The sequence below is a fragment of the Pseudomonas sp. S9 genome, from assembly GCF_000222125.1.
GTDB lineage: Bacteria > Pseudomonadota > Gammaproteobacteria > Pseudomonadales > Pseudomonadaceae > Aquipseudomonas > Aquipseudomonas segetis.
Map to the genome: position 1 here is coordinate 36,430 of NZ_AFFX01000003.1, position 13,621 is coordinate 50,050.

The 13,621-nt window shown below is 57.4% G+C and carries 10 protein-coding genes; 5 read left to right on the forward strand and 5 right to left on the reverse strand.

All coding sequences use genetic code 11. The annotated features are described in order from the left end of the window. Positions 1-182: 182 nt before the first annotated feature. Positions 183-575, reverse strand: coding sequence for a response regulator transcription factor (locus PSES9_RS0106885; protein WP_010485395.1), 393 nt, complete (start codon positions 573-575; stop codon positions 183-185). 394 nt (positions 576-969) lie between these two features. On the opposite strand from PSES9_RS0106885, the gene PSES9_RS0106890 reads away from it, so the two are divergent. After that, entirely contained in the window at positions 970-1,905 is a 936-nt protein-coding gene (locus PSES9_RS0106890) for a LysR family transcriptional regulator (RefSeq protein WP_010485397.1), read from the forward strand. A gap of 11 nt (positions 1,906-1,916) precedes the next feature. Here the strand turns inward: PSES9_RS0106890 and PSES9_RS0106895 are convergent, their stop codons facing one another. Then, entirely contained in the window at positions 1,917-3,674 is a 1,758-nt protein-coding gene (locus PSES9_RS0106895) for a PAS domain-containing sensor histidine kinase (RefSeq protein ID WP_010485399.1), read from the reverse strand. A gap of 424 nt (positions 3,675-4,098) precedes the next feature. On the opposite strand from PSES9_RS0106895, the gene PSES9_RS0106900 reads away from it, so the two are divergent. The 4 genes from PSES9_RS0106900 (at position 4,099) to PSES9_RS0106915 (ending at position 11,668) form a co-directional block, all read left to right on the forward strand. Continuing rightward, positions 4,099-4,773, forward strand: a complete 675-nt coding sequence (locus PSES9_RS0106900) for a response regulator transcription factor (protein WP_010485401.1) — start codon at positions 4,099-4,101, stop codon at positions 4,771-4,773. Positions 4,774-4,907: 134 nt separating this feature from the next. Further along, positions 4,908-10,406 (forward strand): trifunctional serine/threonine-protein kinase/ATP-binding protein/sensor histidine kinase, encoded by a 5,499-nt coding sequence (locus PSES9_RS0106905; protein ID WP_029529410.1) that lies wholly within the window; start codon positions 4,908-4,910, stop codon positions 10,404-10,406. Positions 10,407-10,491: 85 nt separating this feature from the next. Then, the gene (locus PSES9_RS0106910) at positions 10,492-10,965 is read left to right on the forward strand and encodes a MerR family transcriptional regulator (protein WP_036988108.1); all 474 of its coding nucleotides are present in this window, start codon (positions 10,492-10,494) and stop codon (positions 10,963-10,965) included. Next, the gene (locus tag PSES9_RS0106915; RefSeq protein WP_010485407.1) at positions 10,919-11,668 is read left to right on the forward strand and encodes an SDR family NAD(P)-dependent oxidoreductase; all 750 of its coding nucleotides are present in this window, start codon (positions 10,919-10,921) and stop codon (positions 11,666-11,668) included. The genes PSES9_RS0106910 and PSES9_RS0106915 overlap by 47 nt, the downstream gene beginning before the upstream one ends. 44 nt (positions 11,669-11,712) lie before the next feature. Here PSES9_RS0106915 and PSES9_RS0106920 read toward each other — a convergent pair whose 3' ends face one another. The 3 genes from PSES9_RS0106920 to PSES9_RS0106930 form a co-directional block, all read right to left on the reverse strand. Continuing rightward, complete coding sequence (locus tag PSES9_RS0106920; RefSeq protein WP_010485409.1) at positions 11,713-12,096, reverse strand: hypothetical protein; 384 nt, start codon at positions 12,094-12,096, stop codon at positions 11,713-11,715. A 278-nt stretch (positions 12,097-12,374) separates the two neighbouring features. Continuing rightward, positions 12,375-12,953, reverse strand: a complete 579-nt coding sequence (locus PSES9_RS0106925; RefSeq protein ID WP_010485411.1) for a lecithin retinol acyltransferase family protein — start codon at positions 12,951-12,953, stop codon at positions 12,375-12,377. A gap of 166 nt (positions 12,954-13,119) precedes the next feature. After that, positions 13,120-13,596 carry a nuclear transport factor 2 family protein gene (locus PSES9_RS0106930; protein ID WP_010485413.1) on the reverse strand — a complete coding sequence of 159 codons (477 nt, stop codon included), beginning with the start codon at positions 13,594-13,596 and terminating at the stop codon, positions 13,120-13,122. Between the last annotated feature and the right edge of the window lie 25 nt (positions 13,597-13,621).

Here is a 13,621-nt window from a genome sequence, read left to right on the forward strand (position 1 = left end):
GGGTCGGCAGGACGACGTGTTGGTGCCGAAATACAGGAGCCCATGCTCGCTACGGCGAATCGTCTGCTCTGGATTAATCCTATTGGCGGGGCCTGGTGAACACACTTCTACATTTGGGTATCAGGGTTATGCGTCAGTTGCAGTAAGTGATACCGAGGTATCTGTGGTGGGCGGCTGATCGCTCAGCGTTTTGCCTGGAGGGTGGTCTCGATATGGCTGAGCAGTTTGTCAGCTGCAAAAGGCTTGGGCAGACACGCCACCAAGTGGGGGGTAGCCGCCGTGATGCAAGGCGCTGCACCTGGATAACCGGTAATAAAAATCACGGGAATGGTGAAGCCCTGTGCGTTGAGCTGTTCAAGCATTTCAACACCGCTCATGCCAGGCATCTGGATGTCGGAAATCAGGCAGTGTGTTTCCCAGGGGCCATTGGAATTTATAAAGTCCAAGGCACTGCAATAGCTTTTGACCTGATAGCCGCTGGAGCGCAATAAACTCTCCAGCGCGATTCGGATGGGCTCGTCATCATCGACAACCGCAATGACGGCCGTATTGCGCCTTTGATTAGTTTGCATCATGTGGGTCGCTCGTGACGGCGCCTGTTGATATTGCAAGATACGCCGTCTCATGGGACGGAGAAGTATACCTAGGTATATCGCATGCAGATCAAAGTCTAGAAGCCTCCAGGCAGGCCGCTCCGGCTGCCGGGTTGGGCTGTTCTGCGAACCTGGATGATATGCCCGGCCAGTACCCTGTCCCGGGCAGGCGTGGACGTTTTTACGGTACTGGGCATACCCAGGTACAGGCGCGCGCACTCAATGGATACTCCTGTTAAACCCAGGTACAACAGACCTTTTGTGGCGGCCTGGATAGGCTTGGAGCAGATCGTTTGGTTGTGCCGAGGCGGCGTAAGCAGCGATCAGGTTTCCAATCCACTCATCCGGGGCGATTTGCGCCCAGGCGGCGAACATAATGAACAGAAATGATCTGCGACGTGCCGACATCAATCTGCTAGTTGTCTTCGAGACGGTAATGCATGAGCGTAATGTTACCCGGGCCGGAGAGAAGTTGTTCCTCTGTCAGGGCACCATCAGTAGCTCGCTGGGCCGACTGCGCTCGATGTTCAATTATCCATTGTTTATCCGCACCGGCGGTGTGATGGAACCAACAGCGCGTGCCGAGGAAATCCACGCCCGCCTGGCGCCCGCCCTGGATGGCATCGCCGTGGCATTGAGCTGTGCCCAGACCTTCGATCCCTCGACCAGCGAGGACTGCTTTCATATTGGCTTGTGCGATGACGTCGAGTACGCGCTGTTGCCGGGCCTGATGCGCTCCCTGCGACTCGAGGCGCCCAATATCACCCTGGTGGTACGCCGTGTGGATCACCGGCAATTGCCTCAACTGCTGACCTCGGGCGAAATATCCATGGGTACCAGCTTTGTCCAGGACTTGCCGGCCAGTGCCCACTGCAAGCGGTTGCGGTCGATGCAACCGATGTTGCTGCGTGCTGATGCATCCAAAAACGCGCTGACCTTGGATGATTTCTGCACACGCCCGCATGTGGCTGTGTCTTCGATGGGCAGTGTCATCGATGATGTTGATCAAGCCCTGAGCGGGTTCGGACTACAGCGCAAGGTGGTATTGGCCGTGCCGCAGTTCAGTGCATTGCCCGCGCTGCTTGCGGGCAGCGATATGCTTGCCATAGTGCCCGACTATGTGGCGGCCGCCATGGTTCGTGTCGATGGCATACGGGCTGAGCTTCCCCCCTTGAAATTGCCAGCACCGGAGCTGTCCATGGCGTGGCGTGGAGCAACCCACAACGACCCGCGTGAGTCTTGGTTACGTGCTTGTGTTCATCGTCACTTCAGCCAGCAGCAGGCCTCTTGCATTGCCCTGGCAGTGGCCTGAACTTCAAGTCTTCAGCTCGTTACGGGTGGCAGGGACACACAAATGGTTGCGCCTTGCGTGGCATGTGGGTCGGCCCAGATCCTGCCACCGTGCTTTTCGATAATGGCGCGGCAGATGGGTAATCCCATCCCCATGCCTTGAGCCTTGGTGGTAAAGAAGGGCTCAAAAATATCTGGCAGCAGCAAAGGGTCGATCCCGGGCCCGCTGTCGATCACGGCCAACAAGGGTTCTCCCTGAGCCGAGCAGCGTAACTGCACACCAAGACGGCGCTTTTTATCCTGGCTTGCCATGGCCTGCATCGCGTTCATGATCAAGTTGATAATCACTTGTTGCAGCTGGACCCTGTCACCATGCACCAGAAAGCAGGCATTTGGCAGTACTGCTGACAGCCGCACGTTATGGTGCTTGGCTTCGGCGCGCATCAGGGCCAGTGATTCTTCCACCACCTCCCGCAAATCAAGGCTTCTGTATTGCGGGTCGTCCTTTTTGGACAGTGCGCGAATTCTCAGTATCACTTCACTGGCCCGGCGCGCTTCGGCCAACATGCGTTGAATGCAAATGGCTGCTTCATCGAGATCCGGCTGGTCGCGGCTCAGCCAGCGTAGACCTGCTTCACCATTGGCTGCCATTGCAGCAAGTGGCTGGTTGACTTCATGGGCGATGGAGGCGACCAGCTCACCCAGGGTTGTGATCCGTGTGATGTGCGCCAGCTCGATCTGTGAGCGGTGCAGTGCCTCTTCGGCAAGCTTGCTGGCGGTTACATCCATCAAGGCGCCGACGTACTCGCGGTTACCACTACAGTCACGTACCGGGTGAGTGAGCATATGTACATACTTGATACGCCCGTCGGCCATCTGCAAGCGGTACTCAAGGTCGATCTTGGGTTCATCCTTGAGCACATCCCTGATTGCTTGTTCGATGATCGTCCTGTCTTCCGGGTGGGTCTTGTCCACCAGGCTAAGCAAGGAAGGTCGCTCGTCTTCGTTAAATTCAAGAATGCGCCGGGCCTCTTCGGAACCATAGATTTCCCCGCCCGGCACTTTGATACCGATACTGCTGGTACGGCTGATGCGTTGCGCACCGGCCAGGAAGGCTTCGCTGCGGCGCAGGGCTTTTACGGCCTGATTACGCTCAGTGACATCGTTGTGTGTTGCCAGAATGCCCACCGGCTTGCCGCGTTTGTCGCGCAGCAGGGTGCAGCGGCTGGCGACGGTCATTCGTTCGCCATTGCGCTTGAAGCTGTCAGGTTCGCTTTCCCAACTGCCGGTCTGCAGCACGGTGGATACTATTTCCTCCAGCGGCTGTTGGGGCTTTAGTCTTATCAGTTCAACCAGGTTCTTGCCGATGGCTTCGCTTCGGCTCCAGCCGTAAAGAGTTTCCGCTCCACGGTTCCAATGAGTCACCGTACCCTCCAGGGTTCGGATCATGATGGCGTCATGGGTTTGCGACAGCTGGCTGAGTTGAACATGCAGTTCGTCGTTGGCCGCTTTGTTCCTGAGTGCGAACAGGGCCGTGACACTGATCGCTATCAAACTGACCAAACAACGCGTAAAGGCCTGGCTGGTCGGTGAAATCGGATGGGAAATCCAGAAAGAGGCGATGGTGAGCAGCATGCAGCCCAGGGTGATGCCCAGTACGCCACGGTAGCTGAACACGGCCACTGACATCAGGATCACCGTGACATACAGCACTGCCACGGCAATGGTCAGGGACGTTGCCGTGTCAATGATAAATATGGCTCCCCCCAGGACGATAGAACCGCGGCGCAAAAAGTTTTCTCGTGTCGTCTGCATGGCGCCTGTGAAATCTGATCCAGCAACTGGGGCGTGGCACGTGCGGATTTGCGCAAAAGCGCTTCGAGCTAGAGCTGCGCAAGAGGCACGTACGGGCTATAAACGCGAATTGAGCTGGCAGCATAGGTTCCGCCAGACAGTGACGTAACTATACTTAAGTGTCCCTGGTTCATACTTAGGTAGTGTGGGCATCGCGCTGTCGAGGGAAAAGCGGCAAACTGCCAATAATGGAATCTTCACGGGTGCTTCAGGTCACGGGAGGCCTGGGTTAAAACGCAGGCGTCGCGCTGCGCCTCGAGGTTTGCTTGCAGCGGCTTTGAGAGGTGCCGGGTGTGATCCTTGGGATATGTTATTGGGTATGCATGCCCTGCGTGCTGCTGGCCGAGAGACAGGAGGCAAGATGAGTTCGTGGTCCCATTCAAAATCCGCCCAGGGTTCTGCCGAGCAAAAAGGACCGGTGGTCTATGTGGTCGACGACGACGCCTCGATGCGCCTGGCCCTCGATGGTTTATTGCGCTCCATAGGCCTGCAGGTGGAAACCTTTGAGTCCTCGCAAGAGTTCCTGGACTTCCCCAAGGGCAATGTACCGAGTTGCCTGGTGCTGGATGTCAGGCTGCGGGGAGAAAGCGGCCTTAATTTTCAGGAGCAGATTGAGAAGCACGGCGTGCAGATGCCCATCGTGTTCATGGCAGGTCATGGCGACATCGCCATGACGGTCAAACCGATGAAGGCTGGTGCCGTGGACTTTCTGGCCAAGCCGTTTCGTGACCAGGATATGCTTGACGCGGTTTCTGCTGCCCTGGTCAAGGATGGCCAGCGGCTTGCGTCACAACAGTCGATCGCTACGCTGCAGGCAGCCTATGCTTCGTTGACGGCCCGTGAGCGAGAAGTCATGGGCTTTGTCGTGGCCGGGTTGATGAACAAGCAGATTGCCTATGAGCTTAATCTCAGCGAGGTGACCGTCAAGGTTCATCGCGGGCAGGTGATGAGAAAGCTGGCTGCGCGTTCGGTGGCCGACCTGGTCCGAAAGGCTGAAACCCTGGGCGTCAAGCCGCAGTCTCAAGCGTCCTCCTGAGCGTGCATTGAGGCTATTGCCCGTGGTTTTGCGGTCTATCTTGTTTAGCATGATGTGGGCGTGTGACGAACAGCATGTCAGCCGCTTGCGGCAGGTAAACGTCTACCAATGGTCCGATGTTGATGGATAACAGACTGCAAGTATTGTTTAACGACGGCGAGCGTACTTTCTGTCGCGAGTGGGGTGAGGGACCGCTTGGGCGTTACAGCATCCTGACGATGGGTCCGACTGCCGAGCAACCAGCGCCTGCGTGCCTTGATCGGCTTATTCACGAGTTCAGCCTCAAGGATGAACTGGACGAGGCCTGGGCGCTCAAGCCAGTCGAGCTGGTTCGCGATGGCGGGCAGACCACATTGATACTGCATGACCCGGGGGGGGAGCCGCTCTCGCGGCTGCTGGTCGCGCCCATGGACATCGGTGAGTTCCTGCGCCTTTCCATTGCCATCGCCGAGGTACTTGGCAGGCTGCACCAGCGCACATTGGTGCACAAGGATCTCAAGCCAGCGCACATACTGGTCAACTGCGATGACGGCCAGGCGCGCCTTACCGGGTTTGGCCTTGCATCGCGAATACCCCGGGAAAAACAGGCCCCGGAACCGCTTGAAACCATCGCCGGTACACTCGCCTATATGGCTCCCGAGCAAACCGGACGGATGAATCGCTCGATAGACTCACGCAGCGACCTGTATGCCTTCGGCGTCATCCTCTACCAGATGCTTACCGGTTCGCTGCCCTTTACCGCAGTCGATGCCATGGAGTGGGTGCACTGCCACATCGCTAAAAAGCCCTTGGCGCCCAGTGTTCGGGTCGAAACTGTCCCGTCTGCGCTCTCTTCGATCGTCATGAAACTGTTGGCCAAGACCGCCGAGGAGCGCTATCAAACCGTCGCCGGTGTCGAGCAGGATCTTCGTCGTTGTTTGTCCGAATGGCAGAGCCAGCGGAGCATCAATGAATTTCCCCTGGACGAGCACGGCACCTCAGATCGCTTGCTGATTGCTGAAAAACTCTACGGGCGCGAGCAGGAGGTCGAGACCCTGGTGAGTGCCTTTGCCCGGGTTGTAAGCAAGGGTGTGCCCGAGTTGGTGCTGGTTTCCGGATATTCGGGAATTGGCAAGTCATCGGTGGTCAATGAGTTGCACAAGGTGCTGGTGCCTCCGCGTGGACTTTTTGCCTCCGGCAAGTTTGACCAGTACAAGCGCGATATCCCTTATTCCACTCTGGTTCAGGCATTCCAGGGACTGGTGCGCGCCTTGTTGGGCAAGACCGCGGCCGACCTTGCAAGCTGGCGTGTCAGGTTGCTTGGGGCGCTGGAGCCCAATGCGCGGCTTATGACCGACCTGATCCCTGAGTTGAAACTGATTATTGGTGAACCCGCTGCGGTTCCCGAACTTGAGCCGCAGCAGGCGCAGCGCCGGTTCATGCTGGTGTTCCAGCGCTTTATCGGCGTGTTTGCCCAGCCCGAGCATCCCCTGGCTCTGTTCCTCGATGACCTGCAGTGGCTGGATATTGCCACCCTCGATCTGCTCGAAAGCCTGTTGGTGCAATCGGACTTGCGTCACCTGTTGCTGATTGGTGCCTACCGGGACAACGAAATTGATGCCATCCATCCGCTGACCACCAAGCTGCAAGCCATCGGCAATGCCGGTGTCAGAATTGATGAAATCAGGCTGATGCCTTTGACGACCGGGCATGTCCAGCAATTAGTCTCTGAAGCTCTGCATTGCCTGCCGGAACAGATCGATACCTTGGCCCAGTTGATACATGAGAAAACCGCTGGCAATCCCTTCTTTGTGATCCAGTTCCTGCAGGCATTGGTCGAGGGCGAATTGCTCAGCTTCAATTATCGCCTTGGGTCTTGGCAGTGGGCGCCTGAGCGCATCCATGCCAAGGGCTATACAGACAATGTTGTTGATCTGATGGTCAACAAGTTGACGCGCCTGCCGCTTTCGACACAGCAGGCGCTGCAACAACTGGCCTGCCTCGGTAACGTGGCCGAGACAGCTGTACTGGCGATGGCCCTGAACCGTTCGCCGGAACAGGTGCAGCGGGTGCTGTGGGAAGCGGTGCGGCAAGAGATGGTCGAGCGTACGGCTGAGGGCTACAACTTTGCTCACGATAGAATTCATGAAGCCGCATACTCCTTGCTCGCCGCCCCCCAGCGTGCCGAGGCACACTTGCGAATCGGCCGGTTGCTCGCGGCCCAGATGCTGCCGGGCCAGCAAGAGGAGTCGATCTTCGAGATCGTCGGGCAGCTCAATCGCGGCGCTGCTTTGATCGATGAGCAACCTGAGCGAGAACAACTGGCGGCGTTCAACCTGCTCGCCGCCTTGCGTGCCAAGGCATCGACCGCCTATGCGTCGGCACTTGCCTATCTTGCTGCCGGTATTGAATTGCTCGCAGCGGACCGCTGGACGCGCCAGCATGAGCTGAGCTTTGCGCTTGAGCTAAATCGCGCCGAATGCGAATTTCTGACCGGGCAGTTGATTGCGGCGGACCAACGCCTGGCAGCGCTGATGGACCAGGCCTCTACAACGGTGGAGCGCGGCCAGATCACCTGCCTGCAGATGGATGTCCATTTGCTGCTTGACCGTAGCGACCGTGCGGTTGCGGCCAGTCTCGACTACATGCGTCATGTCGACATCGATTTGTCGGCCCATCCCCATGACGACGAGGTACGTCGCGAATACGATCAGATCTGGCTGCGTCTTGGCGACCGGAGCATCGAGTCGTTGATTGATCTGCCGCTGATGCAAGATGCCGCGTCTTTGGTGACCCTGGATGTACTGGGCAAGCTGTTTGCGCCTGCCTTGCAGAGCGACGCGAACCTGGCCAGCCTGACGATCTGCAAGGCAGTCAGCCTTAGCCTTGAACGTGGCAACTGCGATGCCTCTTGCGTGCTCTACGCCAATGTCGGCCGGGTGGCGGGGCGACGGTTCGGTGATTACCAGGCCGGCCTGCGCTTTGGCGAGCTGGGCTGCGAGCTGGTCGAGAAACGCGGACTAAAGCGTTTCGAGGCGAGCACCTATCTGTGTTTTTCGATCTTTGTCGCACGTTGGATGAAACCGGTGCGAGAGTGTCGAGAACTGTTGCAACGTGCGTTTGTGGCGGCCAATCGCGTCGGTGACCTGGCTTATGGGGCATACGCCGGTAATGCACTGAACTCCGACCTTATTTTTTCTGGCGAGCGCTTGTCTGATGTGCAGGGCGAGGCTGAGCGTGGCCTTGCCTATGCCACGAAAGTGAGGTTTGGCCTGGTCACTGACTTTATCAGCACTCAACTGGCGTTGGTGCGGATGCTTCGTGGCTTGACGCCGAACTTTGGTTATTTCGACAGTGAGCAATTCAGTGAACGCGAAACCGAGGCCCACCTGTGTGCCAATCCAGATCTAGCGCTTGCAACCTGCTGGTACTGGATACGCAAGCTACAGGCGCTTTATCTGGCTGAAGATAACGATGCAGCCCTGGCATCGGCGGCGAAGGCACAGCCGTTGCTTTGGGTTGCGTCCTCCTTTTATGAGGAAGCTGAATACTATTTCTATGCGGCGCTGGCGATGGCGGCAGCTTTTGAGCACGCGTCTGGCGATGTTCGCGAGCAGTACCTGGCTGACATGGTCGGACATCATTTGCAGCTGCGGACCTGGGCGCAACAATGCCCTGAAAACTTTGCCAGCCAGGTTGCCCTGGTGGATGCTGAAATCGCCCGCTGCCAGGAGCGTGTGGTCGACGCCGAACAACTCTATGAGTACGCCATAGATCTGGCGCAGAAAGCCTCGTTTGTCCATGTCGAGGCCGTGGCCAACGAGCTTGCTGCGCGATTCTATGCTGGGCGCGGGCTGCAAAAAGTTGCTCGCGTATATATGCAGGACGCACGCTATGCCTATGTGCGCTGGGGGGCCGATGGCAAGGTCCGCCAGCTCGAAGCCAAATACGCCTACCTGCGCCCAGATATACCGGCGCCCGGGCCAACCACCACCATTGCCGCGGCGGTTGAACACCTCGATCTGGCGACTGTACTCAAGGTCGCGCAGGCGGCATCCGGTGAGTTGGTGCTGGAAAAACTGATCGACATGGTCATGCGTACGGCGATTGAGCAAGCTGGCGCGGAGCGTGGTGTGCTGATCCTGTCGAACGATGATGAGCTGCGGATCGCGGCGGAAGCGACAACCAGCCAGGATGCCACGCAGATGATGCTGCGCGATGTGCCGGTGAGTGCATCGCTCTTGCCGGGCTCTATCCTTAATCAGGTGCTGCGTACCGGCCAATACCTGTGTCTCAATGATGCAGTCGCCGAGTTGCAGTTTGCCGGTGACACCTATATTCGCGAGCACCGTGCCCGTTCGATTCTGTGTTTGCCGTTGATGAACCAGGCCAAGCTTATTGGTGCGCTCTACCTGGAAAACAACCTCGCCGCGGAGGTCTTCAGTCCCGCGCGTATTGCGGTACTCAAGCTGCTGGCCTCCCAAGCGGCTATCTCCCTGGATAACGCCCGGCTCTATCGTGGTGTTGAACAGCGTGAAGCCAAGATACGGCGACTGGTGGACGCCAATATCATCGGTATTATCGTGTGGAACACCGATGGTGAAATCATTGAGGCCAATGATGCCTTTCTGCGCATGGTGGGCTATGAGCGCCAAGAGCTTGTCTCAGGCAACATAGGCTGGCGGGACCCGACTCCTCCTGAGTCGCGGGCAGAGAGTGAAAACGCCCTAGCAAAAGCCATAAGTACCGGGCATGTCCAGCCCTTCGAGAAGCAGTACATTCGCAAGGATGGCAGCCTGTTGTCGGTTATTCTCGGTCTGGCTTCTTTTGAGGCAAGCCGCAATGAGGGCGTCGCCTTTGTGCTTGATCTGACCGAGCGTAAGCTGGCGGAGCAAAAGGCCAGCGAAGGCGAGCTCCGATACCGTGAAGTTCAGGCTGAGCTGGCACATGCCAATCGCGTGGCAACCATGGGCCAGCTTGCAGCCTCGATTGCCCATGAAGTCAATCAACCCATAGCGGCGACAGTCACCAACGCCGAGACGGCATTGCGCTGGCTGCGCTTCGAGCCGCCCGAACTGGGCGAGGTCGAGCAGGTGTTGGGGCGCATAATCAACGATGCCAACAGGGCTGCTGAAGTGCTCAGCCGGATTCGTGGCTTGATCAAGAAGGAAGCGCCGCAGAAGACCTTGGTCGATATCAATGTCGCGGTTCATGAAATGATCGAGTTCACCCGGGGGCAAGCCAACAAAAGCGGTGCCTTGGTGCAGGCGCAACTCAGCCGTGGCCTGCCTCTGGTCGACGGCGACCTGGTCGAACTCCAGCAAGTGCTGCTCAACCTGATAATCAATGCGCTTGAGGCCATGAGCGAGGTTGCCAACGGGGCCAAGGAGTTGCACATCAGTACTGGTCGAGATGATGGCGGCAACCTGCTGGTGATTGTCCGCGATTCCGGCCCTGGCTTTGCCGAGGAAAACGCCGAACATGTGTTTGCGCCCTTCTACACGACCAAGCCGACCGGCCTGGGAATGGGGTTATCGATCTGTCGCTCGATCATCGATGCCCATGGCGGGCGTTTGTGGGCGAGTGCCAATTTGCCGCGCGGGGCCGTTGTTCAATTTACCTTGCCAGCGGCTTCGAGTGCGCCCGCGCAGTAGCACCTGAGCTTGGTATTTTTCCTGAATTTAGCGCTTGACCCTGACACTAGCGTCAGGGTTTTAGAGTGCCTTGGTGGAGGGCATCATGCGAATTGGACAACTGGCAAAGCGGACTGGTGTGAGCCATCGGGCCTTGCGTCACTATGAAGCGCAGGCGCTGATTGAGTCGACCCGGCAGGAAAATGGTTACCGTGAATATGGTCATGCGACCGTAGAGGGGGTGTTGTGGGTTCGCGAGCTAATCGACTGTGGCTTCAGCACGCGGCAAATACATGGGCTGCTGGCTTACCTTGAGGACAGTGAGCCTGGTTCAGAGCATTTCCGTCAGTGCCTGCAGCAACACATGGAGAAGCTGGGCGCCCTGGATAGCCTGATTGCACAGCTATCCGAGCGTCGCCAGCGCCTGTTCGAACGCCTTCGAGTTTACACCGATCCAGATGCCCCCACGCACACCGATGAGCAAGCCAATGATGGGCTTGATCTCGAATACCAAGGTATTAACGGAGTCAGTGATGGGCAAGTTGAACAACAAAGTAGCAGTGATTACCGGCGGCGGTAGCGGCATTGGTTTGGCCATCGCCCAGAGGTTTGTCGAGGAAGGCGCCAGGGTGGTGATTTCCGGGCGCAGCGAATCGGTACTCAATGACGCCGTGGCGCTCATGGGGTCGCAGGCCCCGGCAGTGTGTGCGGACGTCAGCTCTGCCGATGATATTGAGCGTCTCTACCAGCAAGTTGGCCAGTTGCATGGCCGCATCGATATCGTGGTGGCCAATGCAGGTGTCATCCATCCGGCCCCTTTTGAGAGCGTGACCCTGGAGCAATTCGATAGCCAGTTCGATATCAATGTCCGCGGGCTGTTTCTGACCACGCAAAAAGCCTTGCCACTGCTGAACGACGGCGGCTCCATTGTATTGGTGTCCTCCATCGCGCATTTCAAGGCGATTGATGGCCATTGCGTGTATGCGGCGGCCAAAGCTGCAGTGCGCTCCTTTGCCCGTAGTTGGGCCCATGACTTGAAACACCGGGGTATCCGGGTCAACTGCCTGAGCCCGGGACCGGTCAAGACCCCGATCATCGGCAAGATGGGGATCGCGCCAGAGAACCTTGAGGCTTTCGAGAATAGTGTTGCAGCGATGATCCCGCTGGGACGCCTGGGACGGCCCGAGGAATTGGCTGCTGCTGCGTTGTTTCTGGCTAGCTCCGAGAGCAGTTTCGTCACCGGTATTGATCTTTGTGCGGACGGTGGCCTGGGCCAGATCTAGCCAGCAGATGAGCGCCCACCGAATCGGGGGCGCTGTAGCCAGGCCTAGCTACGGGCGCAGGCTGTTTCCGCGTTGACCAGGTCCCCCCTTGTCTGCCAGGCGTGTGCTTGGTAGACGCTAAACTGCAGGTTGCCATTATGCTCGCTAACATCGACCCTTCCACTGGCCTTCTGCGGGTCATTGCTGCCGACAAGCAACTGCCCTGAGGTCTGGTCGAATGTGATGGTGCTGGTACTTGAGTTTGCCCGTTTGCTGACGCAATCGAGGTAGGCGAAACGATTCATGTCTTGCAGGGTATTGCGCCGTTCCCAACTGAGCCGGGTATCGGCGTTCTGTGCGCAACCTGCCAAGCTTGCCAGTGCTGCCAGCACCAGAGCTGCGGCGCTGCGTGTGATCTGGAGTTTTGCCACAGCGTTTGACATTGTCATTTTAGCTGTCCTCTTAGCCTGTTTACTGACGGAGGGCATTGCTGCCTTGGGACAGATTCTTTAACAGGGCGCAGATGCAGGCCAGTCGATATGATCAATAGTCTTTATTGGTAAAAATACTCATGACTTGGCATCGATCAGGCGCTACTGCCCCTTTATTTTCAAGGCCAAGTCGGCTCACTGACCAGGATGAGGTTCAACGGGAAGTCTGACCACACAGGTTTCTTGCCGTGCGTAGGGTGCATGGTTGTTGCTAGGCTGAATACGCCGTCGAATCGCTAGGCCGTAAGGCAGGGATCAAGCGCTGAAATCAAACACAGCAAGTGGGCTGGGCAATGCAGGTAGGCATTGATTTGCGCGCTGTGGTTTTGGCCGTTGATGCACCAACTGCAGAAGTGTTCGCAGTTATTGGTAAGCAGTTTGTATTGGTTCTCGCCGACTCTCGACCGGGCGCGATTGACGACTTGGTCATTGGAAAATCTACGCGGCTCTTCGAGTCGCCAGACGGGTTTCCCATGGGCAAAGCGTTGCATGTTGGTGATCTCAATCGGGCCTGCTTTGAACGAGCTGCCAAATCCTGAGTAGTGGGCAATGGTGCCGTTGCCCAGGTAGATACCATGATGCATATAAAAACGACGCGGGCTGATCAGGTGTGCGCCTGGAGACAGGCTGTCCATATCCGGGCCGATGCTGACAACATTGAACTGCAGCCTGGCTAGATCTTCTGTCGAGTGAGCCTTGGGCATGATCCGGTTGAGCTGGCTGGCAACGCTGGCAGTGCTCAGTCTCAGGCAGACCAGCATTTTCGAGCGAAGCTCTGTCATGGTGTCCAGCACATCAGCGCTTAGCTTACCCACGATGAAATCCTCCACAACCCCTGGCGATTAATCTATCGCCGGGGCTGTGGGTTTTCATTTGCACTCGGGCTTAGTTCAGCTCATTCATCAATATGCGGTTTTTATACCTTGGTATCGAGTCAGTTGTACCTCTCCGGACTCCAGGTGCTGGCGAACCTTATTGAGCTTACAAGCCCAGGTCGGAGAGACCTGGGTGGTCATCCGGACGACGGCCCAGCGGCCAGCGAAATTTTCTGTCGGATTCCTTGATGGGCAGGTCATTGATACATGCAAACCGATGTGCCATGAGGCCGTTTTCAGCAAACTCCCAGTTCTCATTGCCATAGGAGCGGAACCAGTTGCCGGAGTCATCATGCCACTCGTAGGCATAACGCACGGCGATTCGGTTATCGGTAAATGCCCACAGTTCCTTGATCAAGCGGTAGTCCAGCTCCTTGCTCCATTTGCGCTGCAGAAAGGCTTCCGCTTCGGCGCGGCTGTTGGCAAATTCAGCACGGTTTCGCCACTTGGTATCCGGGGTGTAGGCGAGTGCGACCTTAGCCGCATCGCGGCTGTTCCAACCGTCTTCTGCAAGTCGCACTTTGAGGATGGCTGTTTCCCGGGTGAAGGGAGGAACTGGCTGGCGAATTTCTGAGGTGGACATGACGATTGCTCCTGTTCGGTTGGCG

What these genes read in the sequence shown, in the direction of transcription:
- PSES9_RS0106890 (WP_010485397.1), top strand. Translation starts at nt 970, where the DNA reads ATGAACAGAAATGATCTGCGACGTGCCGACATCAATCTGCTAGTTGTC.
- PSES9_RS0106910 (WP_036988108.1), top strand. Translation starts at nt 10,492, where the DNA reads ATGCGAATTGGACAACTGGCAAAGCGGACTGGTGTGAGCCATCGGGCC.
- PSES9_RS0106930 (WP_010485413.1), bottom strand. Translation starts at nt 13,596, where the DNA reads ATGTCCACCTCAGAAATTCGCCAGCCAGTTCCTCCCTTCACCCGGGAA.
- PSES9_RS0106915 (WP_010485407.1), top strand. Translation starts at nt 10,919, where the DNA reads ATGGGCAAGTTGAACAACAAAGTAGCAGTGATTACCGGCGGCGGTAGC.
- PSES9_RS0106885 (WP_010485395.1), bottom strand. Translation starts at nt 575, where the DNA reads ATGATGCAAACTAATCAAAGGCGCAATACGGCCGTCATTGCGGTTGTC.
- PSES9_RS0106920 (WP_010485409.1), bottom strand. Translation starts at nt 12,096, where the DNA reads ATGACAATGTCAAACGCTGTGGCAAAACTCCAGATCACACGCAGCGCC.
- PSES9_RS0106900 (WP_010485401.1), top strand. Translation starts at nt 4,099, where the DNA reads ATGAGTTCGTGGTCCCATTCAAAATCCGCCCAGGGTTCTGCCGAGCAA.